This window comes from Alkalimonas sp. (assembly GCF_020831925.1).
Taxonomy (GTDB): domain Bacteria; phylum Pseudomonadota; class Gammaproteobacteria; order Enterobacterales; family Alteromonadaceae; genus Alkalimonas.
Map to the genome: position 1 here is coordinate 1 of NZ_JAFIFQ010000046.1, position 25,226 is coordinate 25,226.

The following is a 25,226-nucleotide window of genomic DNA, read 5'->3' on the forward strand; positions in this document are numbered from 1 at the left end:
CCATCAGCCGCGCCGGCACTGTGGTGGCGGAAAAAGCATCTGAGCTCAGTGACGACGAGCGTGCTCAGGTCGCCGCCAAAGTGGGTATTGGCGCTGTGAAGTTTGCCGATTTGTCGAAAAACCGCACCAGCGATTATGTCTTTAGTTGGGATGCGATGCTGAGCTTTGAAGGAGCAACAGCCCCTTATCTGCAATACGCCTACACCCGGGTTCGCAGCATTTTACGCAAAGCCGGCCTTGATGATGACTACCAGGCGGCTATCCAGTTGCTGGAACCACAGGAAAAGCAATTGGCGGTGAAGCTGCTCCGGCTGGAAGAAACACTGCAGCAGGTGATGAAAGATGCCCAGCCTAACTTGCTGTGCAACTACCTGTACGAGTTGGCCAGTCTCTTTATGAGCTTTTACGAAGCCTGCCCGATGCTCAAAGAGGGCATTGAACCAGATGTGAAAGCCAGCCGTTTAATGCTGAGTATTTTAACCGCCCGCATGTTACGCCAGGGGCTGGAACTGCTGGGCATTGAGGTGATGGAGCGGATGTAATGAAAATTGATGCCATCAGGCGCAGTTACACCAAAGACAAATTGGATCTGGATAAACTGCATGCCGATCCCATTCAGCAGTTTGAACGCTGGCTGAAAGATGCGGTGGCCGCTGAGCTGCCAGATCCGACCGCCATGTGCGTGGCGACGGTCGATGCCAGCGGTCAGCCGTCGCAGCGGCTGGTATTGTTAAAGGATGTCAGCGCCGATGGTTTTGTGTTTTACACCAATCTTGGCAGTCGCAAAGCGACCGAACTGGCGGCCAACCCCAAGGTGAGCCTGCATTTTCCCTGGCACCCGTTGGAGCGCCAGGTGATAGTGTATGGCACCGCCGAGCGGGTACCCAGCAGTCAGGTGGTGAAGTACTTTTTGTCCAGGCCCAAAGAAAGCCAGTTGGCAGCCTGGGCCTCCGAGCAAAGCCGGCCGATCTCCACCCGCCAGGCGCTGATGCAAAAGTTTGCCGAAATCAAACACAAGTTTGAACACGGCGAAGTACCCTTGCCCTCGTTTTGGGGCGGCTTTTTGGTGCGACCGCATCAGATCGAGTTCTGGCAGGGCGGTGAGCACCGCTTGCATGATCGCTTTTTGTATCGCCAACAAAGTGATACGAACTGGCAAATTGAACGATTATGTCCCTAGGCTACCAGAACGGCTGGAAACGTGTTCGTTTCCAGCCTTGCATCCTATTCGTGTCTACCTTGCAGGACAGGCACTAGTTAGCCAAGCTTTCACGCCCAAGCTGCTCTGACTCGTAGCGCGTCCCTGTGAGTTTAATGAGCCAAACACTAGCATCAATAGTGCGACTAAAATACACCGTTTGGCCATTGGGAATGCTCGGCATGAAAGAAGTAATGGCTTCCCAGTCTTCCCCTTTCTTGTTCTTCACTTTCATGACAGCGTTAAAATATTCACCATCTGGCGTGGTCATCACTTCCAGTGCAGCCATCCTCTGGTCAGTACCAATTTCAATTAAAGCGCTTCTGCCCAATGCTGCTAACAGTCTGGGTTGGTGAATGGGATCTCTAGATTGAAGTGTTTGCTCTATTTGGCTGTCGATTGTGACGGCATGCTCGAGTTGGTAAATATCGGCTTTTATCGCAAAAACCGGCTTGGCAGTGGCAGTAGAATGGAATAAGAACATCCCATTAAAAAGAAGAAGTAGCAGAACTGATTGAGTACTCATTGCATGGATCTCCGTGGTTGAATGTGCATGCCAAGCATATCGCTTTATCGCCAATGGTAAATCACAAGCTTTTGATATTCATAATATTCATGGAATTCATTTGCATGAATTGCTTGTGCAGGCTAGGTCTGGCCTGGATTTTCAGTGATAATGCAACCAAACAAGAATAATCTGAGTTATGGTGTTATGCAGCCTTTAGGAATAGAGCTAAAGCGGCTTCGTGCCGCCAGAAATTGGACACAAGCCTATGCTGCCAGAGAAATTGGTATTCAACAGTCCTATTTATCCAAACTTGAGAATGGTCAATTTTTGCCTTCTGAAGAAGTGATCAACAAGTTATCTGCATGCTATGGCACTGCGTTAACAGAGTTCACCCTTCAAACAAGCCAGACAACGAGCAAGCTCGGTCGATTCATGCTGATCGTGGTTGGTCTATTGCTGTGCTCGTTAGTGCTTTGGTTGTGTGCGCAATTTGAAATCATTTACCCTGAAACCTACTTTACTTATCAAGCCAAAGAAGCTCAGTTTTGGGTGGTGCATGTCACCGAGCTTTACCAGGGGGAAAAGTTTGTGCAAGGGGATGTTATTTATGAAATTGTGGGCGAACGAAGGGTAAGCCGGTTTGAAAATAGAGTCTTACTGGTGTTGGCATATTTACTGGCAGTGACGGCTACTCTGCTAATGCTGAAGAAGCTCTATGCTAAGATCAGGCTTCGAAGCTGAAAATATAACAATGAAACTATTCGATACTCACTGCCATCTGGACCTGCCTGAGCTGGCTACTAAGATGGACGCTCACTGGCAAGCGGCTCAGGCCGTTGGGGTAGCCGCATTGCTGATCCCGGCGGTGCAGCAGGCCGCCTGGCAGCCTCTGCTCGCCTTAGCAGCGCAAAACCGCCAGTGGCACATAGCATTGGGGATCCACCCCTGGTGGGCGGAGCAGCATCAGCTAAATGATGTGACAGCGTTGGAGGCCCTAGTGCTACAGCACTCGGACTCTGTGTGCGCCATTGGCGAAATCGGCCTGGACTTTGCGCTCGCGCCCGATACCTTTGCGATTCAACAAGCATTGTTCGAAGCGCAGTTGCACCTTGCCGTCCGGCTGCACAAGCCGGTTATTTTGCACCACCGTAAATCCCAGCCGCATCTGCTGGCGGCGATTAAGCGGGAAAATTTTGCTGAAGGTGGTATTCTGCATGCTTTTTCCGGCAGCCCGGAGCAGGGCCAGGCCTTTATCGAGCTGGGTTTTAAGCTGGGTATTGGCGGCACCATCAGCTATCAACGCGCAGCCAAAACCAAGCGGGCAGTGCAGCAGTTGCCACTGAGCGCCTTTGTGCTGGAAACCGATGCACCGGCCATGCCGCTGGCTGGCTTTCAGGGCCAGGTCAATACACCGGCCCAACTGGCACTGGTGTTTCAACATTTTTGCCAGCTACGGCCAGAGCCGCCAGACCAACTGGCCGAGGCGCTCTGGCACAATACCCAACAGGTGCTGCGACTACACGCTACCAGCGCAGGGTGATGCCGGCCATCCAGATCCGGCCTGGTGCTGGTTCGAACGAGCGGCCATTGCCCTGATTCACTACCACCGAACCGACGTAATCTTTGTTGGTCAGGTTATCCAGTCGCAGCCAGGATTCCAGCCGGGTAGAGCCCCATTGCCACTCGTTCTGTGCCGCCAGTCCCCACAGATGTGCGCTCGGTGCAACGATGCTGTTGGCATCATCGACCGGCACGCCAGAGCGATACTGATGGTTCAGTCGCAGGCTAAGTGGTTGCCAGGCGCCGCTGGCGATCGGCTGCCATTGCCATTGTTGGAAAAAGTTACTGCGGGCTAAACCAGGTAAACGATTGCCACTGTTGGCATCATCAGGGCTGTTTCCAAAGCTGGCATCCAGCCAGGTGTAGCTGGCGCGCCAGCTCAGGGCATCGCTCAGTGTGAAGCGGCTGCTGATCTCAAAGCCTTCACGTTTGGTATTGGCGGCATTGCGGTAGGTGGTGCGGCCATCGATGCTTTGATCCACCAATAAATCATTATCGGTATCAATCACAAACACCGCGCTTTGCAGCAACCAGTTAGCAGCTTGCAGTTTGAGGCCCAGCTCGTGTTGGCTCACTTTGGCGGCTGCCAGTTCGGTGTTAAGTCCGCTGCCTTCATTGCGATAGGCCATCTCGGTCAGAGTTGGGGTTTCAAAGCCCTGGCCGGTGCCGGCGAACAGGCTCAGGCTGTCGGTCAGGGCAAAATTCAAACCTGTGCTCCAGGCATTCTCCTGATAACTCACGTCTCCGCTGTCGTCCGGGTTTCCCGGAACAATAAAGCGATCAGCCACACGAAAATCAATACGGCTGTGACGTGCTCCCACCACCCAGGTCCAGCGAGGATAGAACTGCCAGTTGCTGATGATGGTGGCATCACGGCTGTCTACGCGACCGGTTTCGTCGCGTCGTAGATCGCCGCGTTCGCCGAAATTATTGACAAAGCCAAGCCGTTCATCTCTTTGGTATTCCTGGTCGATGGCAAAGGTCAGTTGCCAGGGTGTCTGTGCCAGTGGTTGCAGGGTACTGCTAAGATTGAGGCCATGAAAACTCCGGGTTAGATCAATCACCGCCCCTGAGGAACTGATGGCCGTCCCGGGAAAAGCCAAATACTGCTCAATTTCACGTTTGCCATGCCAGGCGGATAGTTGCCAATCGGCAAGCCAAAGCAATTCGCCTTGCTCGCGCGCACGCAAAGTAACCGATTGCTGGCGATGGCGAATACTTTTACGAGTGCCAAAGGTGGCAGCTTGTGGGGCCGTTTGGCCGGGGTTTTCCCGCCACTGCTGTGGGCTTAATGCCAGAGGATCTTGCAGTACCGGTGCATCATTATCGTCCAGACGCATTATCAATTCAGCCTGGTTACCAAGATCACGGTACCAGCGTAGCGCCCATTGATCACGTTTCACTGCACTGAAGGGCCTGTCGCCATCGGTGCGAAAGCGGGCGTAATCGGCAGTAAACGCCTGGTACTCATTGGCATAGACAGCACGCAGATGCTGGCGTTCGCGTTTGGCGCTGCCGGCACTCAGGCTGGCCGATACGGTACTTTCTCGGGGGCGGCTGCTTTGCATATCAATGACGCCACCAGCAGAGTTGCCATGAATGGCAGCCAGCGGCCCGCGCAACACTTCGACGCGGCTTGGTTCATCCAGCAAAATACTGGAGGTTTGCGCCTGACCATCGGGCATAGAGAGTGGGATGCCATCCAACCGCAGCCGCACGCCACGGACACCAAAGGCAGCACGAGCACCAAAACCGCGCAGGGTAATGCGGGTATCCTGGGCAAAGTTAAAGCGGGTATCTACCTGCAATCCAGCTATGCCCTCCAGCAGCTCCGCTGCATCGGTGCGCATGCCAGGGGTGAGAGTGGCAATATCGACCTGATCAACGGCAGCCGGTGTATTCAACCAGGGCTGTGCGGTTCGGGTGGCGGTTACTACCACCCGCTCCACCTCGCTCGCATTGGTCTCGGTTGGTGCGGCGGGCATGGGTGAAACGACCGCTGCCTGCACGGCAAAGAATGTTGCAAACATCAGTGGTATCCTTATTGGGCTGGTCGTAAGCGTAAGATTTTGCCATTTCCCTGTTCATCGGTCAGTAAGTAGATGTAGCCATCTGGCCCAACCTTGACTTCACGAATGCGGTAATTCATTGGCAACATCTCTTGATGGATGACTCTGTCACCATCGACTTCGAGCCGGGCGACGTTTCTGTCGCGTAGGCCAGTGGCAAGGATATTGCCCTGCCAGGCCGGGAATTTATCGCCATGGTAGAAGCTCATACCAGACACCCCGATGGAGGGAGTCCAGTGCCAGACCGGTTGCTCCATACCGTCTTTTTTAAAGCCAACTGCAAAGGGAACTTCCCCGCCACCGTATTCTTCACCATGAGTGATGATGGGCCAGCCGTAGTTCTTTCCGGCTTCTGGAGTATTCACTTCATCGCCGCCCTGAGGCCCGTGCTCAGTCGCCCATACTTTACCTGTTGTTGGCTGAATGTCGAGCCCCTGAATATTGCGGTGTCCATAGGAGTATATTTCTGGCAAAGCCCCCTCGGTGTTTACAAAGGGGTTATCTGAGGGTACAGAACCGTCCGGGTGGATGCGAATCAGGGTGCCTGTGTGGCTATCCAGTTGTTGCGATTGCATCAATTGATCGCCGCGATCCCCTAAGCCAAGGAATAAATACTGGCCATCGGCAGAAAACACCATCCGGCCACCGTAGTGCCAGCCCGGTACTTTCGGGTAGGCACTGAAGATTTCTGTGAAATCGTGCAAGGCACCGTCGGCTAAGCGGGCATGGGCGACGGAGGTACTGGCTGCATTGCCACCCGCGGCATCCGGTTTGGCCCAACTTAAGTAAATGCGCTGCGACTCATCAAAATCGGGTGCCAAGACTACATCGAATAAGCCCGCCGGGTTGATCTGGTTAACGGTCGGTACGCCAGAAATCGGCGCACCCAGGCTGCCATCAGCTTCTACAATGCGAAGCCTGCCGGGTAGCTCAGTGACCAGAATACGGCCATTGGCTAAGAAATCCATGCCCCAGGGGCGCACCAGGCCAGAGGCAAAGGTTTCAACATCAATGTCACCCCAGCGGCTTGACAAGGTGATGGTGGCGTTCGGATCAATGACCTCACGCCCCAGGTTCACTGCACGCTGCACCGTGCCCTGGGTTAAGGTCCCCTGAAGACGCTGATTGTCGTCCAGTTGTCCTTCAAAACGACTGCCAGTGGGGGTGCTAAAAGCAATCTGGTTGTCGCTTACGCTAAAGTTATCCAGTGGCATGCCAGTTGCCCCTTGGTTTGGCACCACAAAGGTGCCGGACCAGTGGTTGCCGCTTTGCTCCAGCGTGACAATAATCAGTAATCCGGCGTTGGGCATGGTGATATGACCGTACCAAGTACCGGTAAATTTTGCGTTGTTGCTCAACTCTGAGTTACCAGCTAAGGCCGGGCTATCGGCCAGTGTCTGAAAGCTGCTCAGGATCATGGACAGAAGTAGCCAGTAGAGTGTTTGTTTTAGCATGTTAACTTCCTCGAGTTGGTGTCGCTTATGGTGTGATACGCCGATGCTGAGCTCTTGGCCTATGGTTTATTGTTCGACCAAGCGGTCATGGCAACCAGCGGCATGTTACTGTCTTGCTGTTTTAGCCAGTGAAACAAGCGCAGCCCTTCGTCACCCGAGGTGGTGTCCAGGCTATAATTCATATCCCGCAGGATCAGATCGGCGCTTTGTTGTTGTAAAAATGCCATTGCTTGCGTGGTTTTTTCTGTTTTTCAAAAAGCAGAAAAAAGTTAAAAATCTAAAAGCTGCCTTACAATAAACGCAAAGTGGCATGATCGCCAACTGGTTTTGCTGGTGCGGCCAACTGAAGCGGTTGAAGTGAGGTTGGAGAAAGCGCTGACAGCTGTGGTTATTTATGGGTAGAATAGACTTACCGCAACCAACGACGGCGTTATTGTGTCTTATTGCTATCTATTTTCGGCCCCTAATTGGCCATCGCATGACGTATCCGATTTTTGCTCTGAACATCAATCTGTGCTGCTGCAGTGGCAGGACGGCCAACTTCGATTGCAAACGGCTATGCCTGTTGCTGAATGGTCCACCGTGTCGCTTCAGCCGATCCTAAGTGATTTCACTGGCAAAGCAAGCTTACGCATCTTTGGTGCCTCTTTAACCCTTAAGCTGTTGCAGTCGCTGCTTGCTGAATGTACCTCCTTGCAGCAGGTGCTGGCACTTCGCTTGTATCAGCCGCATGCCGAATTAGCGCCGGCCGCTTTGTTGCGGTTGCCCGACGTACTGGCACCGCATGCTCAGCAGGAAGTAAGGCAGTGGGCCCAGGCCAACGATTGCGAGTTGGTGTATCTGGAACAAGCGCCCAGCCTGAATCAGCCGGGGTTGCTGGTGATGGATATGGATTCCACCGCCATTGAAATTGAATGCATCGATGAAATTGCCCGTAAAGCTGGTGTTGGTGATGAGGTCGCCAAAGTGACGGCTCGTGCTATGAGTGGTGAGTTGGATTTTACTGCCAGCTTGCGCGAGCGGGTTGCTGCACTTAAAGGTGCTGATGCAACCATTTTGGCTGAGGTGTTGGCTGAGCTGCCCTTAATGCCGGGACTGACTGAGCTGGTGCAGCAGCTTCAGCGATACAACTGGCATGTAGCAATTGCTTCTGGTGGTTTTACGTATTTTACCGATGCTTTGCAACAGCAGCTTGGACTGTCGGCGACCTTTGCCAACCAGTTGGCGATAGAGAATGGCAAGCTGACCGGTACTGTGCTGGGGAGCATTGTGGATGCTGAGGCCAAGGCTGCTGCTTTGACCCGGTTGGCGAGTCAGTATCACCTACCTAAAGAGCAAACCGTGGCCATTGGCGATGGTGCCAATGATTTGCCGATGCTTGCCATGGCTGGTCTTGGCGTGGCGTTTCATGCTAAACCACTGGTACAGGCCAAAGCCAAAGCGGCTATCCGCGGTGGCTCTTTGCTGCAGTTGTTGTACTTATTGGATTAACGGGTCGGATGAAGCATCAGCAGCATTCGTACTATTTACCAGTGCAGCAATACCAGCTGCATATTCGTCGTTTATTACCACTGCATCAGCCATATGGTGTTGTGCTCATGCTGCACGGTGCCATTGAGAATGGCCGGATTTTCTACAGCGCTTCTGGCAAAGGCCTGGGGGGGTATCTGGCCGATCAAGGATTTGCTGTGTATTGCGCCGATTTTGCTGGTCGGGGCCGTTCTTTACCACACAGCTCCAGCGGCTTTAATCACAGTCAGCAACAGCTGATTTGTCAGGACATTCCTGCTTTAATCCAGCACCTACAGCGCACACACCACCAAAAAGTGCATTTGATTGCACACTCCTGGGGCGGTGTGCTGGCTGCTGCCAGCCTGTGCCGCCATCCTGAGCTGCTGCCTTTGGTGAGTTCCAAAGTCTGTTTTGGCAGCAAGCGCCGCATCCGGGTGCAAAGCCTGGAAAAGCGCTTTAAAGTGGACTTGATCTGGAACCGGCTTGGTCCCTGGTTGGCGGCAAAGCATGGCTACTTCCCTGCTAAGCGCTTACGGCTGGGGGCTGATGATGAGCCAAAGCAATTTTTAGAAGATTGCATTCGGTGGATAACGCAGGATGCCTTTATTGATTGCAGCGATGGTTTTGACTATGCCGCTGCCGCCAAGCAAATAGAGTGGCCGCATTTGTGGCACTTTGTGGCAGAAAAAGATCGCGTGTTAGGGCATCCTCAGGATGTGCAGGCCTTTATGGCCGAAGCTGGGCAGCAGCAAGCAAGGTACACCCATCTAGGTAAAGCAAATGGTGCTTTGGTGGATTACGACCACATTAGCATGCTGACGCACCCTTTGGCGGTCGAGGATCACTTCCCGAAGCTAGCCGAATGGTTGCGCACCCTCAACCGCGGTTAAGTAAGCTATGACGTAGAGCGCTTTGTTGCTGGCGTTGTTCGGTCGTGATATCCAGCCGAAGTAGCAACTCGTCGGTAATATCCATCAGCTCACCGACGCCTACGACACTCCAAAGCTCCTCTTCCAATAGCTTAGCTTTATGAATGGCGTACTGGCTGATGTAGCTTAGCTCCTGGGCAATAAAGTCACTGTCTGGCCGCCCAGTGCGTGATAGCCAAATACGGTAACAAAAAACAGCGGCTCGGTCGTTGATGATCTGCTCAATAAAGCCTTTCTTTTCAGGTTCGCTCTTGTACTCATAATCGTAGTGACAACTAAGCACAGGCTCACCCTGTTGCTGGGGCTGAACTTTCAGATACAGTTCGTAACATTGCGGCGGATCCTGACGCTTCATCTGCTTCAATTGACTGGCAAAGGTTAAATTGACGGCACTGTGTTTAATCAATGGTTCAATATTCAGATGTTCCTGACTGGCTGGCAGTTGTGCTAAGAGTTGATGCAAACTGGTCGGCTGGCCACCTTGCGCTACGGCTTTCATTTCGTAGCGAATCCCTTTACGATGCAAATAAAACGGAAAGCTATCCAGAGCTTTGATAAACATATTGCGTAGAGCGGGCGCCAGCCCGGGGTGTTTAACTTGTTCTTCGGCTACGGTTAACTTGCTGCGGTTGTTTTGGATCAGCAACTGGAAGAAAGCCTTGCCCTGATGCTCCTCATCGCTTTCCAGCACTTTCAGATTCATGATGGTGCCACTTTTACTAACGGCCATTACCTCGTAAGCGAGCTGACTGAGCTGGTACTTGTTGCTGATCTTTTGCAAGTCGGGCAAGTTCAGTCGGATAATATCACCGCGCTTGATCTGGGCTGGTAACTGCATTTCGACTTGCATGCCATTGGGCGAAAAGTCCCGGCTAAATGCCGCGGGTAGTGCTTCTTCACGAGCGTTGTATAGTTGCACCGTGGTTTTATACAAATAGCGATCTTCCGAGCGCAGGTTCACATATTTGACTGGGATGGCTTCACAAAACGGCAGTTGGGTTAACTTGGCATGGGCGAATTGATTCAGAGACCGCACGGCACTTTTATCATAACTGAGCTGTTGGTACCAGGAGGTGCTGGGGTCGGTACTGATATCGGTTAGGTTGACAATAAAACGCAGTGGTTTTAAATAGGCATCCAACAAATTGGTGTTCTTAGGCTTTGCTGCTGTAGCTGCATCACCAGGCAACTGAAAGTGCAACTGGCTGTACTCGGCCGATGTGGTTAGAAAGCTTAGCTGAAACACTTTCCAGCTTTTTTTGCTGGCGCCAAAACCAAGAAATAGGGCGTTCAGTCCTCGCTCTGAAGCAAGCTCTGCCTGGGTCGCACTGTAAAAGTACAGTTTACCTTTGGCAGCATGGGTAAAACAAAACAACAGCGTCTGTCGTTGGCCTTCGGGTAATTGCAGCAACTGCTTAAGCCGTTTTGCGCTGAGTATCTGCGGCAAGACGGAGCGCTGCAACTCATCCTGAAAGTAATGAAAGCTGGCTCGGTTGTTCTCGGTGGTTAAAGCGCATTGCGGATGAGATTTTCCTTGCTGCACGGCAATAAATACCGGCAAGCTGCTGGTCCTTGGCACATAAAATTGCTCATAGCCTTTCACAATGACGGCATCGAGCGCATTATCCAGGTTGAGCTTGTAACGGCGTTTATTACCGCGAATAAAGCGGTCAATAAAGTTAGTAAATTCCAGCTCCTGTTCATTGCTGTGCTCCAATCGCTTCAGCCGCAGTTGCTGGGTTTTCTGATCGAGTGGGCTGACTTCGACAATCTGATAGCGAATAGGGTTGTTGCGATCCAGTGTGTATTCTTGCTCCAGCTCTCGGAAGAAGACCCCAATCTCGCTGTTCTCGGCCAGTTTAATCTGACGGGCCAGTTTGAGTTTACAGCCTTGCACCGAGATATCAGTGGTCTGGGCGCTGTATTTTTTGCCATTTTCCAGCACAATCTCGACCGTGATGCTGTAGTTCATCCGCTCTTCACTGCGGTTGATGTAGCTGCCAAATTGCACCAGCCGGGCTTGATGCTTCACCAGCATATCTTCAGCTTGCTCTGGTTCGCCCTGTTGGTTGTTATTTAGCGCCTGGCGGATCCTGGCCTCGGTTTCCTTTCGGTGCATCACCCGAAAATTATTGTCGGTGTTCATCACATCTTCATACACACCGAGTGTAAAGCGACCATAGTCGTTGATGCCTTGTTCAAACACTTCGATCGCCTGTTCATCCATGTAGTGGGTTTTGCCCTGATACTCGTAGGGGCGAACATCACCATCAACATGGCCACGCAAGTCGATAAAAAAATCACAGGGCTGTGATAGCCGCTTCAGTTCCATCTTTAGCAGAAATTGCTTGGATTTTGGCAGATCACTGGTTAGCACAGCAAACATCTGATCGAAATCAGACGTCTGTACTGAGCTTTTCAGGCGCTCTATGATGCTAAGGTGTTCTTGCAAATCCGGGGCTGTCATAATCTCACAAAATTCAGCGTCAACATGTTGTGCAACTGCCGGTATAATGACAGTACGCTACGTGGTTGCGACATTAAATGCAATATCCATACCCGTTGAGGAATTAAATGGCAAAAAATAAAACGGCTTACGTCTGCAACGACTGTGGTGCCGACTTTATGCGCTGGCAGGGACAGTGCAGCGAATGCGGTGCCTGGAACACCATCACCGAGGTTCGACTTGGTGCAGCGAAAGACAAAAGCAGCCGCTTTGGGGGCTATGCCGGTGCTACCGCTGCCAAGGTGCTGCGACTGGATGAAGTGGATCTCCAGGATGTACCCCGTTTTAGCTCGGGGTTTACCGAGCTGGATCGGGTGTTGGGTGGCGGTATCGTGCCAGGTTCAGCGGTCTTGATAGGCGGCAGCCCGGGTGCCGGCAAAAGTACCTTGTTGCTGCAAATGATGTGTGGCTTGGCCGAGCAGGGTAATGCGCTCTACGTCACGGGTGAGGAATCATTGCAACAGGTCGCGCTGCGCGCCAACCGGCTGGGCCTGCCAACCGGCAAACTGCGGATGCTAGCGGAAACCAACGTGGAAACCATTTGCCACCTGGCACAGCAAGAAAAGCCACGGCTGATGGTGATTGACTCTATTCAGGTGATGCAGATGGCCGAAATCCAGTCGGCGCCAGGCAGTGTATCGCAGGTGCGGGAAAGTGCTGCATACCTGACTCGTTTTGCTAAGCAGCACAACATAGCCGTCATTATGGTCGGGCATGTCACCAAAGACGGCAGTCTGGCTGGCCCGAAAGTGCTGGAACATTGCATCGATTGCTCCATTTTATTGGATGGCGATGCTGACAGCCGTTACCGTACTTTACGTGGTAATAAGAATCGCTTTGGTGCTGTTAATGAACTGGGCGTCTTTGCCATGACCGGCCAGGGCATGAAAGAAGTGAAGAATCCATCGGCCATTTTTTTAAGCCGCAGCGAGGATGTGCAATCCGGCAGCATTGTGATGGTGTTGTGGGAAGGTACCCGGCCCTTGTTGGTAGAGATACAGGGGTTGGTTGATCATTCACCGCTCAATAACCCGAGGCGGGTTACTGTCGGCATGGAGCAAAACCGCATTGCTATGCTGTTGGCGGTAATGCACCGCCATGCCGGTTTGCAAATGGCCGATCAGGACGTATTTGTCAATGTGGTTGGCGGCATCCGGGTGCAGGAAACCAGTGCCGATTTAGCTACCTTGCTGGCGCTGGTATCCAGTTTTCGCAACAAACCTTTGCCGCCTGATCTAGTGGTGTTTGGTGAAGTCGGTTTATCTGGTGAAATTCGACCGGTCCCCAGCGGCCAGGAGCGACTGCGTGAAGCGGCCAAGCATGGCTTTAAACGGGCGATTGTGCCTAAAGCCAACTGTCCGAAAGAACCAATAGAGGGCATGCAAGTGACAGGCATAGGCCGCTTATCGGAAGCGCTGGATGCTTTGGATTGACGGATATAAAAATACCGCCAGTCGGCGGTATTTTTTAGAGACACAGGGTGGAGTCAGAGCTCAGGAGCCGGAGGAAATCCTGGTTCTGTTGTTTGGGAAGTTGAGTTTCAGCACTTCGTAGGCATCATCTCGTAGCTTCACCAAACCCAGCTTATCGTAGCCTTGCACCATCAGTTCCAGCGCTTGCTCTACCTGTGGCGATTCACGGAAGAACTCCACAATGTACTTGCCACGGTTGGCGGCAGCCAAATAAGCACCACGGCGCATGTAGTAATCCGCAACCAACAGCTCATGGCGGGCCAGCGTTTCGCGGATATGCTGCATACGAATACGGGCATCAGCACTGTACTTGCTGTCCGGGTAGCTGGTGATCAGGATCCGGAAGTCATCAAAGGCTTGACGGGTACTGGCCAGATCGCGATCGGCCTGATCAATACCAAAGAACGACTGGAAGGCATTTTCATCTGCTTTTAAATTAGCCAGACCACGCATGTAATAGACATAATCCAGGTCCGGGTGGTTCGGGTTAAGCCGGATAAAGCGATCAATGTTGGCGATAGCTTGTGGCAGATTGTTCGCGCGATAATAGGCATAGATGATATCCAGCTGCACCTGACGGGCCATAGGGCCAAACGGATAGCGGTTTTCAACGGCCTGCAGCATCTCAATAGCCCGATTATACAGGCCCGAATCCAGCACGCGCTTGGCTTCAGCATACATCGCCTGGGCATTTTGCGTGACTGAAACAGGTTCTTGTTTACGTTTGCCGGCACAGGCGCTTAGCGTAAGTGCTAGTAAGATCACCCAGAGGATGGTGGAAAACTTGCTATTCATGGTTAAATTCATATCTCCGTCAGCCTTTGGCTGTCCAGTTGGTGGTAAAACCGTTAAAATACGCTCCAAGAGAAACCCGATTCTAACCCAGAGCTTTCGGGAATGCACACAGGATACCTGCTTCCGCTATGACAAAACAGATCAAATTGACAGAAATCGTCCCTGACCATCTTTACGGTAAGCGGTTAGATCAGGTGCTGGCTGAATTGTTCCCCGATTATTCCCGTTCGCGGATAAAAAACTGGATCCAGGCCGGCCAGGTACAGATTGATGGCGTCGTAGAAAGTAAGCCACGGCATAAGCTGCTGGGCGGTGAGCAACTGGCGGTCGATGCAGAGCTGCAAGAAGAAGTGCAGCATGAGGCGGAAGCCATTGCGCTTACTATCCTGTACGAGGACGACGACATCCTGGTGATCAACAAGCCGGCTGGTTTGGTGGTGCATCCGGGAGCGGGCAATCAGGCTGGCACCTTATTGAACGCCTTGTTGCACCATGTGCCCGATATTGTTGAAGTGCCTCGGGCTGGCATTATTCACCGGCTGGATAAAGATACCTCCGGGGTGATGGTGGTGGCGAAAACTGTGCCAGCACAGACGGCTTTGGTAGCAGCGATGCAACAGCGCTTGATCACCCGTGAGTACGAAGCCGTTTGCCATGGTACCTTAACCGGCGGAGGTACCGTTGATGCTCCCATTGGTCGTCATGCTACCCAGCGCACTCTGATGGCCATAGACTCAGCTGGCAAGCCAGCAGTGACCCATTACCGGGTGATGGAACGGTTTCGCGCTCATACCCGCTTACGGCTGCGGCTGGAAACCGGTCGTACCCATCAAATCCGGGTGCATATGCAGTCGTTGCACCACCCGCTGATTGGTGACCCAGTCTATGGCGGCCGGCCCCGTCCGCCACGGGGCGCTTCGGAGCAGTTTCGTCAGGTACTGCGTGACTTTAAGCGTCAGGCTCTGCACGCGGCTTTATTGCGGTTGGAGCATCCAATGAGTGGAGAAACCATGGAATGGCAAGCGCCGATTCCGGAGGATATGCGTTTATTGGTCGATACCCTGCGGGCGGATACGCAAGAACATGGCATGGACGATGCCTGAGCTGCAACTGATTCAGCCCGATTGGCCAGCTCCTGCTACCGTAAAAGCCATCAGTAGCACCCGGCTGGGTGGGGTATCTACAGGCTGCTACAGCGGTTTGAATGTTGGGGGCCATGTGGGCGATCAACCCGCTGCGGTAGCGGCCAACCGCCAGCTTTTAACAGAAGCCGCCGCTATGCCCCAGCCACCGCTTTGGTTGGAACAGGTGCATGGGGTTCAGGTCGCAAAATTGCCACGGAAAAGCCAGAAACCGCTGGTTGCCGATGCTGCCTTTAGCGAGCAGGCAGGGCAGGTATGCACGGTGATGACAGCCGATTGTCTGCCAGTACTGCTGTGCGATAGCAACGGCACTCAGGTAGCAGCTGTGCATGCTGGCTGGCGTGGGCTGGCGGCTGGTGTGCTGGAGCAAACACTGGCCCACTTTAGCCGTGGCTCCAGCGTGCTGGCTTGGTTGGGGCCTGCCATTGGGCCTGCGGCCTTTGAGGTTGGCAGCGACGTGGTGCAGCAATTTATCACTGCAGATACGCGGGCAGCCAGTGCCTTCGGCCAACAAAGCGAACACAAATGGCTGGCCGATTTGTACCAACTGGCCCGGCTGCGTTTGCTGCGGGCCGGTGTGCAGGCGATTTATGGCGGCAGCTATTGCACCTATTCGCAAGCCGAATTGTTTTACTCCTACCGACGCGATGGCCAAACCGGTCGCATGGCCAGCTGCATTTGGCTTCAGCCCTAAGCTTGATCTCAGTCAATTATTTGACACTTGCTGCTTGAAAACTGCTCAGCCTCTCCCAATATAAGCTATAACTTTTGTTACAGTTTTGATTGGAGTTTACGATGCGATTAGATCGTTTGACCAGCAAGTTTCAACAAGCCATTGCCGATGCGCAATCGCTGGCACTTGGCCGCGATCATCAGTTTATTGAGCCTGTGCATTTGATGCATGCGCTGCTGAATCAGGACGGCAGTACCGTGCGCGATCTGCTGAATAAGCTAGGTATTAATTTTAACGAGTTACGACTAAAAGTCAGCCAGGCCATTGAACGACTGACTACTGTGGAAGGTATTGGCGCTGATGTGCAGCTATCTGCTGCCATGGGCACTTTGCTGAACATGTGCGATAAGTTGGCACAAAAGCGCAAAGATCAGTACATTTCGAGCGAGCTGTTTGTGCTGGCGGCCACCGAAGACAAGGGCGCTTTGGGCCAGATCCTGCGTGAGCAAGGGGTGACCAAAGAGGCGCTAGGCAAAGCCATAGATCAGATGCGCGATGGTCAGCAAATCGATGATCCCAATGCCGAAGATACTCGCCAGGCGCTGAGCAAGTACACCGTTGATTTAACCGCCCGGGCGGAAGCAGGCAAACTGGATCCGGTGATTGGCCGGGATGAAGAGATCCGCCGCTGCATTCAGGTACTGCAACGCCGTACCAAAAACAACCCGGTGCTGATCGGTGAGCCAGGGGTGGGAAAAACTGCCATTGTGGAAGGTTTGGCGCTGCGAATTATCAATAAAGAAGTGCCGTCAGGCTTACAGGATAAGCGGGTTTTAGCGCTTGATCTGGGGGCCTTGCTGGCTGGTGCAAAGTACCGCGGTGAATTTGAAGAGCGGTTAAAGGCCGTGCTGAATGAACTGGCAAAAGAAGAAGGTCAGGTCATTTTGTTTATCGATGAAATCCATACCATGGTCGGTGCCGGCAAAGCCGATGGCGCCATGGATGCCGGCAATATGTTAAAGCCGGCGCTGGCACGTGGTGAGCTGCACTGTCTGGGTGCCACTACGTTGGATGAGTACCGCAAATACATTGAAAAAGATGCGGCGCTGGAGCGGCGCTTTCAAAAAGTATTGGTGGAAGAGCCGACGGTGGAAGACACCATTGCTATCTTACGTGGTTTAAAAGAGCGTTATGAGCTGCACCATGCGGTCGAGATTACTGATCCGGCCATTGTCGCGGCTGCTACTTTATCCCATCGCTATGTCAATGACCGCCAATTGCCAGATAAAGCCATCGACCTGATCGATGAAGCGGCTTCCAGCATCCGTATGCAGATGGATTCCAAACCAGAAGCGATGGACCGGCTGGAGCGGCGCATTATTCAGTTGAAGCTGGAGGACAATGCGCTCAGCAAAGAAGTCGATGACAGCAGCAAAAAACGTCGCGATGTGATTCAGGAACAAATTGCCCTGCTGGAGCAGGAGTATAAAGATCTGGATGAGATTTGGTCATCGGAAAAAGCGGCTTTGCAAGGCACTCAAACGATCAAAGCTGAGCTGGAACAAGTGCGGTTGGATTTGGAAGTCGCGCGAAGGGCTGGTGACTTACAGCGCATGTCCGAATTGCAATATGGCCGTATTCCGGCGTTGGAAAAACAGCTGGATTTAGCCAGCCAGGCCGAGATGCAAGACATGCAGTTGCTGCGTAACCGGGTAACCGAGCATGAAATTGCCGATGTGCTGTCCAAAGCCACCGGCATTCCGGTCAGCAAGATGCTGGAAGGTGAGCGGGACAAGCTGCTGCAGATGGAGCAGGCACTGCGCCGTACCGTGGTCGGTCAGCAGGAGGCTGTGGTGGCGGTTGCCAACGCCATTCGCCGCTCGCGCGCAGGGTTGTCCGATCCGAACCGGCCAATTGGCTCTTTCCTGTTTTTAGGTCCAACCGGGGTGGGTAAAACCGAGCTGACCAAAGCACTGGCGACTTTTTTATTCGATAGTCCGGATGCGATGGTACGGATAGATATGTCCGAGTTTATGGAGAAGCATGCGGTATCGCGCTTAGTAGGAGCACCTCCTGGCTATGTGGGCTATGAAGAAGGCGGCTATCTGACCGAAGCGGTCAGACGTAAACCTTACTCGGTGATCTTGCTGGATGAGGTAGAAAAAGCGCATCCGGATGTTTTCAACATTCTGTTGCAGGTGCTGGATGATGGTCGCCTGACCGATGGCCAGGGCCGTACGGTGGATTTTAAAAACAGTGTCATCATCATGACGTCGAATTTAGGTTCGGATCTGATCCAGGAATACAGTAGCGAGTCGAGCTATCAGGAGATGAAAACCATGCTGATGGATGTGCTTGGCAAGCACTTCCGGCCCGAGTTTTTAAACCGGGTCGATGAAACCGTGGTATTCCACCCCTTGGGTCATGCTCAAATCAAGTCGATTGCTGATATCCAGCTGGAGCGGCTGCGGCAGCGGCTGCAAGAGCGCGATTATCAGTTGAAGGTGAGCGAAGCCGCCTTGGATAAACTGGCAGCTGTTGGTTTTGACCCGGTGTTTGGCGCCCGGCCGCTGAAGCGGGCAATTCAGCAACACTTGGAAAATCCGCTGGCGCAAGCGCTGCTTAAAGGTGATATTGTGCCTGGCAGCACTGTAGAAATCGATGTAGATGGCGATCACTTCGTGATTCGTTAAGCAGAATCGGCCCTTGAGAATGCCCACTTCGGTGGGCATTTTTCATGGTGATGGAAGCAAGATTGGTTGAAATGCTAAGTAATCTTAACTGATTGGCGGTATCTTGCTCGCTCGAGGTTTGGTTTTGTATTGCTGACGCGGCAGTTTCCAGAGAATAGCATGACGTTCTGGCTGGTTAGCTCCAGCATTTGCCTGGTTGTTATTGGCTGTGGCAGCGACAGCACTGGCAAGCACTAGCAACCCGCTGACAGTCACTGTTACTAAGAACTTGAATTATTTTGTAATAAACAGCCGTAATTGTATTTATTTCAGGATAAACCAGCGTCTATGGTCTAGAGTTAGCAGGTTAACCAACCGGAGCTTATCATGAAAAAAGTACTTGTTTTTACTGCGTCTCTCGCTGGAGCCGTGTTACTGCAGCCTGCCATGCTGCCAGCGGCTCATGCCGATATTGTCAGTACCCATGAGTTTGTTCAGGAGCAGCAATCTGGCTTGAATCGGGCACAACTGACGGAACAGCTTCAACGTGAGGATGTGCGTGAGTTGTTGGTACAGTATGGCGTAGACCCGGATGAAGCGCTGGAGCGGGTGGCAGCGTTAACCGATGAAGAAGTATTGCAGCTAACTGCCAATATCAATGAACTGCCTGCTGGGGCAGGGATTAGTGTTAGCGTCACAGTGATTTTAATTGGTATTCTTGTTTGGCTGATCTTTTTCCGTTAAATAACCGGCACCTGTTTAGGTGCTTTTGTATCCCGGAAACCGGATAGGCCATGACGAACCGACCTGTAGTTCCAGTGTTCCCGCTTTTACTGACTAAAGCAGCTCAGTGTCGGCGATGGTTGCTGGCACTGCTGCTGTGTTTTTTGCTGCCAGCCTGTAGCAGCCTAAGTACTAATTACCAGTATCAGCAGCTTTCCTCTGCCGAGCTCAGTGCCATAGAGCTCAGCGATACCCCTTTTTTCCCGCAGCAACAATACCATTGTGGCCCGGCTGCCCTGGCAACGGTACTGCAGGTGAGTGGGGTGCAGGCTGCTAACCCAGACAGCCTGGCGGAGCAGGTGTACCTGCCTGATCGCCAGGGTAGTTTGCAAGCCGAGCTGTTAGCGGCAAGCCGCCGGGCCGAGCGGATCCCCTATGTACTGGCGCCTCAATTAACCGATCTGCTGGCCGAGCTGGACGCGGGACATCCGGTTCTGGTGCTGCAAAACCTTGGCCTGGCACGCTGGCCACGTTGGCATTATGCCGTGGTGATTGGCTTTGATCCTAACAAGCAGCAGCTGTTACTGCGTTCTGGTAGCCGCTACCGGCAAAGCATGTCATTGCGCCAGTTTGAGCGCAGCTGGCAATTGGCCGATTACTGGGCCATGGTGGTGCCAGCACCCGGGCAACTACCCGCCACAGCAGAGCCTTTGCGTTATCTGCAGGCTGTGGCCGCTGTCGAGCAACAACAACGTTGGTTATTGGCGGCCGAGGGCTATCATGCCGCTGAGCGGCGCTGGCCCGAGCAAGCGACCAGTGCTTTTGGCCTTGGCAATATTGCCTATCAACAGCAAGACTTTGCCGCCGCCAAAGCGCATTACTACCGGGCAACAGAGTTAGCACCTGCTGAAGCAGCGTATTACTTTAATTTGAGCTGGGCTTTGTTACGACTAGGACAAGCGGCTGAAGCTCTTAAAATTGCAGCTATAACGGCGCAATTAGCGCCGGATCACCCCCGCTACGGCAAGGCCATCCAGCTGCTCGAACAAGCCATGGAATAGTGATGTTGCCGATAGCGGTGGCTAGCGGCTTGCGGTACCATAGCAGGCTTAAGCAAAGCACAGGATAAAGCCGATGAGCACAGAGCAAGCCAACAACCCACTGCATGGTCTAACCTTAGAAAAGATCCTGCTTCGACTGGTTGAACACTATGGCTGGGCGCAACTGGCCAATCTAGTGCGGATCAACTGCTTTAAAAATGATCCTTCAGTAAAATCCAGCTTGAAGTTCTTACGCAAAACACCTTGGGCCAGGACCGAGGTCGAGCAGTTATATATGAAGACCTTTCAATAATAACAACCCTTAGCTACTTCAAAACTTTTCCAGCATGGGTCGTTGATACTGGGCCGGATCAATCTGCAGGCCTGCTTCGGTTATTTTTTGCTGCAGTGCATTGTCGGCCTGGTTCAGCTCGGACAATACCAGCGTATTGTCATCCAACTGCCAAATCAGTCGTGAGCCGGCGTAACTAAAGGCCAGTATGGTCAGTGCCGTTGGATCAAGCCGATCTGCCGCTGCACTGACAGCTTTCAATTTACGCTGGATCAGGTTCAGCTCGTGTTTTAAATCCCAGATGTAGGCTACTTCAAAAAAGTAAGGGTGGCTCTTCAGGCGCTTTAGCGCGGTACCGACCACTAGGCAGCCGATGAATACACCGGTGGCATTGAGCCAGAAGTTTCCTGCACCGGGCTCTGAGACTAGCTGGATCAGCAAAGTTGAGCTACCCAGGCTAATGCCCGCCAGAGCCAGGATGCTGCTCAAAATAATACGGTTCAGGCGACTGCGGTAGCGCTCTTTATCAATGGATTTTAGTTGCATGGTTTTATTTAGCTTCACAGTAAACGGAAAAAAGGCGGCACCAGGCCGCCTTGTTCAATCAGTCACAATCAGCGTGGGCCTGGCTCGGCAAAACGCGTCATCCAGTCTTTGACCTGATTGTACCAGTAAATGGAATTATTTGGCTTTAAGATCCAGTGGTTTTCATCCGGGAAGTAAATCATCCGCGACTCCACACCACGGCTTTGCAAGGTACGGAATAACTCAAAACCCTGACCGACCGGAACCCGGTAGTCGAGTTGACCATGGATCACCAGGGTTGGGGTGTTGAAGTTACCGGCAAAGTAGTGCGGGGAGATGGACTTATAAATCTCCGGGTTATCCCAGTAGTTGCCAAAGCGGGTGGAGTGTACGGCAAAGTCGGCCGACATCTGCGAGTACATGTTGTACACCGCGGCATGGATCAACAGCGCATTAAACGGATGCTCCTGGCCCAGCAAAATGGAGCTTAAATAGCCACCATAGCTGGCGCCACCGGCGACCATCCGCTCGTTGTCGATCCAGTCTTTTTCTTTAAACCAGTCGGCAGCTCGCAGCACATCATAGAGTGGCGCTGTTTTCCAATCCGGGTTGATGCTATCGGCAAAATCCTGGCCAAAGCCGCTGGAGCCGTGGAAGTTAGGCCAGGCGGTGACATAGCCCCAGGAAGAAAAGGTCTGCGCATTCCAGCGATAATGGAAGCCATCGGTAATAGCATTGTGCGGGCCACCATGGATCAGCAGGAACAGCGGGTACTTCTTGCTGCTGTCAAAGCCGGGCGGGTAGTGCACCCACATTTGAATGTCCTGGCCGTTGTGGCCTTTGTAGGTAACGGACTCGTAAGTGCCCATATCGACATCTGCCAGCAGCTCGTCGTTAAAGCTATCCAGGCGGGTCAGGTTGCCATTGCGCGGGTTGATGCGCACCAGTCGGGCCGGGTGCAGGAAACTTTCGTTGGTGGCAACCAAAGTGCCGTTGCTGGCGATGGCTGGGGCACCAAAGTTGGTGGCGGCTGTAACCGCCCGGACATTGCCATTGCGGGCATCGATATGGTAAATGCGTGAGGTGCCGGCATCGTCAATGGCAGCGTAGAAACCACGGCCATCGTGTGTCCAGCTGTAGTTCGAGACGGAGCGATCCCAGTTGCTGGTAATTTCGCGCTCACTACGACGTGCTAAATCCAACAGCACCAGGTTAGCGGTATCTGCATAAAAGCCATGAATGCGCTGGCGGGTAAAGGCCAGGGTTTTGCCGTCCGGGCTAAACTGCGGATTGGCATCCGGTGCCTGGTTGCCCGCCGTCAGGTTTTCCGCTTCGCTGCTGCCAATACGGGCCAGGAAGATATCAATTTTGGCATCGACCTGATTGTCCCAGCCATTGGCATTAAAGGCGATGTAACGCTCGGATGGATCAATGTCGTAGCTGCCAGAGCTTTGACTGGAGCGAGGCAGTTCCAGTCCCAGTGGCTGGGTGATGGCTTCCACCTCACCGCCTTTGGCCGGGATACGAAATACATGGGCCTGTCGACGCTCATCCAGCCAGTGATCAAAGTGCGAATAAGGCAGCGCATTCCACTGACGGGCTGAGGTTTTATTGTCTTTATCGGCTTTTAGCTGGTCGCGCATCTCATCCCAGCTTTGCTCCGGAAACACCCGGCTGATAAAGTACAGATGCTGACCAACCCATTTGATGCCATAGACACCGGTGGGTACTTCCGTTAAACGCTGTGCTTCACCAGGACGGTTCATCGGTAGCAGGTAAATCTGGCCGGCATCGTCTTTATGGCGCTGACTGATAAAGGCCAGGGTACTGCCATCCGGTGAGAAAGTGGCTTCGCTTACACGCATGCCTTCAGCGGTGATCGGGCGCTTGGCTGAACCATCGGCAGCAAACCACCACAATTGGGTTGAGCTTTGATCGGCTGGCACATCAAAGCGGGTCACAGGGGCGACAATATGATCGCCTTTTGGTGAAATCACCGGGCTGCCAATGCGTTCAAGCTGCCACAGCAACTCAGCACTCAGTAGTTTGGGCTGATCAGCCAGGGCTGCAGAGAGTGGCAGCAACCAGCAAAGTAGCAGGATACCTAGTTTCTTCACGGGTAGATCTCCTTGGTTGTTTTTTGTTATGAATGGCAAAATTCTGTCGCCAAGTATACTAGCACAGAAGCAAAACGGTTGGTCACTGGTCGCAGCTGTGGCGGTTTCAATCGGATCTCTATGACTGGCATGCTAGACTCAATTCATGACAACGCCCTGGTATGAACGGGTGCCAGCCCCGGCATTGCTGGCTGATATTGTCCTGGTAGTGCACGGCTTGATCGTGCTCTTTGTGCTGGGCGGGCTGCTGCTGACGCTGATCGGCGGTTGGCGTGGCTGGTGCTGGGTGCGCAACAGCACATTTCGGCTGACACAACTGGCGGTGGTAGCGGTGGTACTGGTGCAAAGCCTGCGGGGTCGTTATTGCCCACTAACCTACTGGGAGGTCGATCTGCGCCGGGCCGCCGGGCTGGATGGCTTTGATGTCTCCTTTATTGAATATTGGGTGTCTAACCTGATCTACTACGATGCACCCGGCTGGGTATTTAATGTAGGCTATACGCTATTTTTTGGTTTCATGCTGCTCAGCTGGTACTGGTTTCCACCCAAGCTGTTGTTGCACAAGCGATATAAGGATAAATAATGCAGATTTGGGTCGATGCCGATGCCTGTCCAACGGTGATCAAAGACATTTTGTACCGGGCGGCAGAGCGTACCAAAATTCAGCTGGCGCTGGTGGCCAACCAGCCGCTGCGGGTACCACCTTCGCCTTATATCCGCACCTTGCGGGTTGAGCAGGGCTTTGATGTGGCCGACAATGAAATTGTCCGTCTGGTTGCGCCAGGTGATCTGGTGATCACCGGCGATATTCCACTGGCTGCAGAAGTGCTGGCCAAGCAGGGGCAGGCGCTCAATCCGCGCGGCGAGTTGTATCGGCTGGACACCATCGCGCAAAAGCTGACCATGCGTGATTTTATGGACACCATGCGCTCCAGTGGCCTTCACACAGGTGGGCCTGCAAGCCTTAGCCAAAGTGACCGCAAAGCGTTCGCCGCCGAACTGGACACCATTCTAAACCGCTATCAGCGCAGCAAACCGGCACTATAGCCGGTTGATTTGCTCTTTTAATTGGTAAGATTTGTCGGTGACAATGCTTTCTAAGGTACTAACCCGTTCTTTTAGCCGCTGAATTTCCTGCTCCAGCGCCTGCACATCGGCTTTGTTGGTCCGATGTTTATTTTTGCTGTAGGTTTCATAGGCCGAGTAAGCTAGGCCGCCAATGATGGCAATGGCTGCAATTTCAAAAGGTCCCATCTGTGTTGCTCCGTGTTGTTTAATTCGACGAATCTGTCTGCTTACAATCAAAGCAAAAAAGATACCAGAACTTAAACTCTATTAAAATCAATGCTCTGTCAAACTTTGTGTCAGTGTGAGTTCGTCGATATCGCAATATTTTAGTCTGTTTTACCACCTGCTGATGATAAACTAAAGCGTAAAATCACCGCAAAATGTAAACAAAGATGACCGACGAAGACTGGATGCGCCATGCGATGCTACTGGCTGAGCGTGCCGAGCAACAAGGGGAGGTGCCGGTAGGCGCTTTGCTGGTGCAGGATGGAAACATTCTGGGCGAGGGCTGGAATCAAATGATCAGCCAGAGCGATCCTTCTGCCCATGCCGAAATGCAGGCTGTCCGTCAGGCGGCTACTGCCATTGGCAATTACCGGCTATTGGATACCACGCTCTATGTCACGCTGGAGCCCTGCAGTATGTGCGCTGGCATGCTGGTGCACAGCCGTATCAAGCGCCTGGTGTTTGGGGCCAGTGATTACAAAACCGGGGCAGCAGGCTCAGTGATGGATTTGGTACGTCATCCGCAGCTCAATCATCAGCTGGAGGTAACGGGCGGTGTGCTGGCAGAGGCGTGCAGCGCTCAGCTATCGGCGTTTTTCCAAAAAAGAAGGCAGGAAAAAAAAGCAGCCCGGCAGCAGGCTGCGGATCAGACATCGCAGCAGGCAGGTAAGCAGGATTGAAGGGCGTTGCTTTGCGCCTGAAAGTTGCGGCGGCGGCGGTGCATTTTTAAGGTTTCAATGCTGCGG

General features: G+C 52.9%; 25 protein-coding genes. 16 read left to right on the top strand and 9 right to left on the bottom strand.

What is annotated here, in order from left to right; all coding sequences use genetic code 11:
- Both argS and pdxH read left to right on the top strand, forming a co-directional pair.
- The coding region (gene argS, locus JJU14_RS12945) for an arginine--tRNA ligase (protein ID WP_228614110.1) at window positions 1-542 on the top strand (542 nt) is incomplete at its 5' end.
- Window positions 542-1,180 carry a pyridoxamine 5'-phosphate oxidase gene (gene pdxH / locus JJU14_RS12950; protein ID WP_228614111.1) on the top strand — a complete coding sequence of 213 codons (639 nt, stop codon included), beginning with the start codon at window positions 542-544 and terminating at the stop codon, window positions 1,178-1,180. The genes argS and pdxH, both read left to right, overlap by 1 nt.
- 73 nt (window positions 1,181-1,253) lie before the next feature.
- Here the strand turns inward: pdxH and JJU14_RS12955 are convergent, their stop codons facing one another.
- Window positions 1,254-1,724, bottom strand: coding sequence for a hypothetical protein (locus JJU14_RS12955; RefSeq protein ID WP_228614112.1), 471 nt, complete (start codon window positions 1,722-1,724; stop codon window positions 1,254-1,256).
- 150 nt (window positions 1,725-1,874) lie between these two features.
- Between JJU14_RS12955 and JJU14_RS12960 the strand changes: the two genes are divergently transcribed.
- The gene (locus JJU14_RS12960) at window positions 1,875-2,447 is read left to right on the top strand and encodes a helix-turn-helix transcriptional regulator (protein WP_228614113.1); all 573 of its coding nucleotides are present in this window, start codon (window positions 1,875-1,877) and stop codon (window positions 2,445-2,447) included.
- A gap of 10 nt (window positions 2,448-2,457) precedes the next feature.
- Window positions 2,458-3,246, top strand: coding sequence for a TatD family hydrolase (locus JJU14_RS12965; RefSeq protein ID WP_228614114.1), 789 nt, complete (start codon window positions 2,458-2,460; stop codon window positions 3,244-3,246).
- On the opposite strand, the gene JJU14_RS12970 is transcribed toward JJU14_RS12965, so the two are convergent.
- From JJU14_RS12970 to JJU14_RS12980, 3 genes are read right to left on the bottom strand one after another with little or no spacing between them, the layout of a single operon-like run.
- A complete protein-coding gene (locus tag JJU14_RS12970; RefSeq protein WP_228614115.1) occupies window positions 3,230-5,296 on the bottom strand; it encodes a TonB-dependent receptor in 2,067 nt (688 codons plus the stop codon). The two genes, JJU14_RS12965 and JJU14_RS12970, sit on opposite strands and share 17 nt — an antisense overlap.
- A gap of 11 nt (window positions 5,297-5,307) precedes the next feature.
- On the bottom strand, window positions 5,308-6,789 hold the full coding sequence (locus JJU14_RS12975) for a PQQ-dependent sugar dehydrogenase (RefSeq protein WP_228614116.1): 1,482 nt from the start codon (window positions 6,787-6,789) through the stop codon (window positions 5,308-5,310).
- A gap of 59 nt (window positions 6,790-6,848) precedes the next feature.
- Window positions 6,849-7,016, bottom strand: a complete 168-nt coding sequence (locus JJU14_RS12980; RefSeq protein WP_228614133.1) for a response regulator — start codon at window positions 7,014-7,016, stop codon at window positions 6,849-6,851.
- Between the two features lie 208 nt (window positions 7,017-7,224).
- Here JJU14_RS12980 and serB point away from each other — a divergent pair, with 208 nt between their 5' ends.
- Window positions 7,225-8,280, top strand: a complete 1,056-nt coding sequence (serB, locus tag JJU14_RS12985; RefSeq protein WP_228614117.1) for a phosphoserine phosphatase SerB — start codon at window positions 7,225-7,227, stop codon at window positions 8,278-8,280.
- Between the two features lie 8 nt (window positions 8,281-8,288).
- On the top strand, window positions 8,289-9,191 hold the full coding sequence (locus JJU14_RS12990) for an alpha/beta fold hydrolase (RefSeq protein WP_228614118.1): 903 nt from the start codon (window positions 8,289-8,291) through the stop codon (window positions 9,189-9,191).
- Here JJU14_RS12990 and JJU14_RS12995 read toward each other — a convergent pair.
- Window positions 9,178-11,697 carry a PilZ domain-containing protein gene (locus JJU14_RS12995; protein WP_228614119.1) on the bottom strand — a complete coding sequence of 840 codons (2,520 nt, stop codon included), beginning with the start codon at window positions 11,695-11,697 and terminating at the stop codon, window positions 9,178-9,180. The two genes, JJU14_RS12990 and JJU14_RS12995, sit on opposite strands and share 14 nt — an antisense overlap.
- 107 nt (window positions 11,698-11,804) lie before the next feature.
- Here JJU14_RS12995 and radA point away from each other — a divergent pair, with 107 nt between their 5' ends.
- Window positions 11,805-13,169 carry a DNA repair protein RadA gene (gene radA, locus JJU14_RS13000; protein ID WP_091345459.1) on the top strand — a complete coding sequence of 455 codons (1,365 nt, stop codon included), beginning with the start codon at window positions 11,805-11,807 and terminating at the stop codon, window positions 13,167-13,169.
- A gap of 60 nt (window positions 13,170-13,229) precedes the next feature.
- Here radA and JJU14_RS13005 read toward each other — a convergent pair whose 3' ends face one another.
- The gene (locus JJU14_RS13005; protein ID WP_228614120.1) at window positions 13,230-14,003 is read right to left on the bottom strand and encodes an outer membrane protein assembly factor BamD; all 774 of its coding nucleotides are present in this window, start codon (window positions 14,001-14,003) and stop codon (window positions 13,230-13,232) included.
- Window positions 14,004-14,131: 128 nt separating this feature from the next.
- Between JJU14_RS13005 and rluD the strand changes: the two genes are divergently transcribed.
- The 6 genes from rluD to JJU14_RS13035 all read left to right on the top strand — a co-directional run bounded on the left by rluD (window position 14,132) and on the right by JJU14_RS13035 (window position 20,566).
- Window positions 14,132-15,106: a 23S rRNA pseudouridine(1911/1915/1917) synthase RluD gene (rluD, locus tag JJU14_RS13010; protein ID WP_228614121.1), complete on the top strand. Its 975-nt coding sequence runs from the start codon at window positions 14,132-14,134 to the stop codon at window positions 15,104-15,106.
- Complete coding sequence (gene pgeF / locus JJU14_RS13015; RefSeq protein ID WP_228614122.1) at window positions 15,087-15,839, top strand: peptidoglycan editing factor PgeF; 753 nt, start codon at window positions 15,087-15,089, stop codon at window positions 15,837-15,839. The genes rluD and pgeF overlap by 20 nt, the downstream gene beginning before the upstream one ends.
- 101 nt (window positions 15,840-15,940) lie before the next feature.
- Complete coding sequence (clpB, locus tag JJU14_RS13020; protein ID WP_228614123.1) at window positions 15,941-18,511, top strand: ATP-dependent chaperone ClpB; 2,571 nt, start codon at window positions 15,941-15,943, stop codon at window positions 18,509-18,511.
- A 366-nt stretch (window positions 18,512-18,877) separates the two neighbouring features.
- Entirely contained in the window at window positions 18,878-19,234 is a 357-nt protein-coding gene (locus JJU14_RS13025) for a PA2779 family protein (protein WP_228614124.1), read from the top strand.
- A 50-nt stretch (window positions 19,235-19,284) separates the two neighbouring features.
- Window positions 19,285-20,274, top strand: a complete 990-nt coding sequence (locus JJU14_RS13030) for a PA2778 family cysteine peptidase (protein ID WP_228614125.1) — start codon at window positions 19,285-19,287, stop codon at window positions 20,272-20,274.
- A gap of 73 nt (window positions 20,275-20,347) precedes the next feature.
- Window positions 20,348-20,566: a VF530 family DNA-binding protein gene (locus JJU14_RS13035; RefSeq protein WP_228614126.1), complete on the top strand. Its 219-nt coding sequence runs from the start codon at window positions 20,348-20,350 to the stop codon at window positions 20,564-20,566.
- 18 nt (window positions 20,567-20,584) lie between these two features.
- On the opposite strand, the gene JJU14_RS13040 is transcribed toward JJU14_RS13035, so the two are convergent.
- Both JJU14_RS13040 and JJU14_RS13045 read right to left on the bottom strand, forming a co-directional pair.
- Window positions 20,585-21,091 carry a DUF3087 family protein gene (locus JJU14_RS13040; RefSeq protein WP_228614127.1) on the bottom strand — a complete coding sequence of 169 codons (507 nt, stop codon included), beginning with the start codon at window positions 21,089-21,091 and terminating at the stop codon, window positions 20,585-20,587.
- Window positions 21,092-21,159: 68 nt separating this feature from the next.
- On the bottom strand, window positions 21,160-23,187 hold the full coding sequence (locus JJU14_RS13045) for a prolyl oligopeptidase family serine peptidase (RefSeq protein ID WP_228614128.1): 2,028 nt from the start codon (window positions 23,185-23,187) through the stop codon (window positions 21,160-21,162).
- 145 nt (window positions 23,188-23,332) lie between these two features.
- On the opposite strand from JJU14_RS13045, the gene JJU14_RS13050 reads away from it, so the two are divergent.
- Window positions 23,333-23,770, top strand: a complete 438-nt coding sequence (locus JJU14_RS13050) for a DUF2784 domain-containing protein (protein WP_228614129.1) — start codon at window positions 23,333-23,335, stop codon at window positions 23,768-23,770.
- Window positions 23,770-24,234: a YaiI/YqxD family protein gene (locus JJU14_RS13055; RefSeq protein WP_228614130.1), complete on the top strand. Its 465-nt coding sequence runs from the start codon at window positions 23,770-23,772 to the stop codon at window positions 24,232-24,234. Before JJU14_RS13050 ends, JJU14_RS13055 begins: the two co-directional genes overlap by 1 nt.
- Here JJU14_RS13055 and JJU14_RS13060 read toward each other — a convergent pair.
- Entirely contained in the window at window positions 24,229-24,441 is a 213-nt protein-coding gene (locus tag JJU14_RS13060) for a hypothetical protein (protein ID WP_228614131.1), read from the bottom strand. The two genes, JJU14_RS13055 and JJU14_RS13060, sit on opposite strands and share 6 nt — an antisense overlap.
- 206 nt (window positions 24,442-24,647) lie before the next feature.
- On the opposite strand from JJU14_RS13060, the gene tadA reads away from it, so the two are divergent.
- Window positions 24,648-25,160 carry a tRNA adenosine(34) deaminase TadA gene (gene tadA / locus JJU14_RS13065; RefSeq protein WP_228614132.1) on the top strand — a complete coding sequence of 171 codons (513 nt, stop codon included), beginning with the start codon at window positions 24,648-24,650 and terminating at the stop codon, window positions 25,158-25,160.
- The last annotated feature ends 66 nt before the right edge of the window (window positions 25,161-25,226 follow it).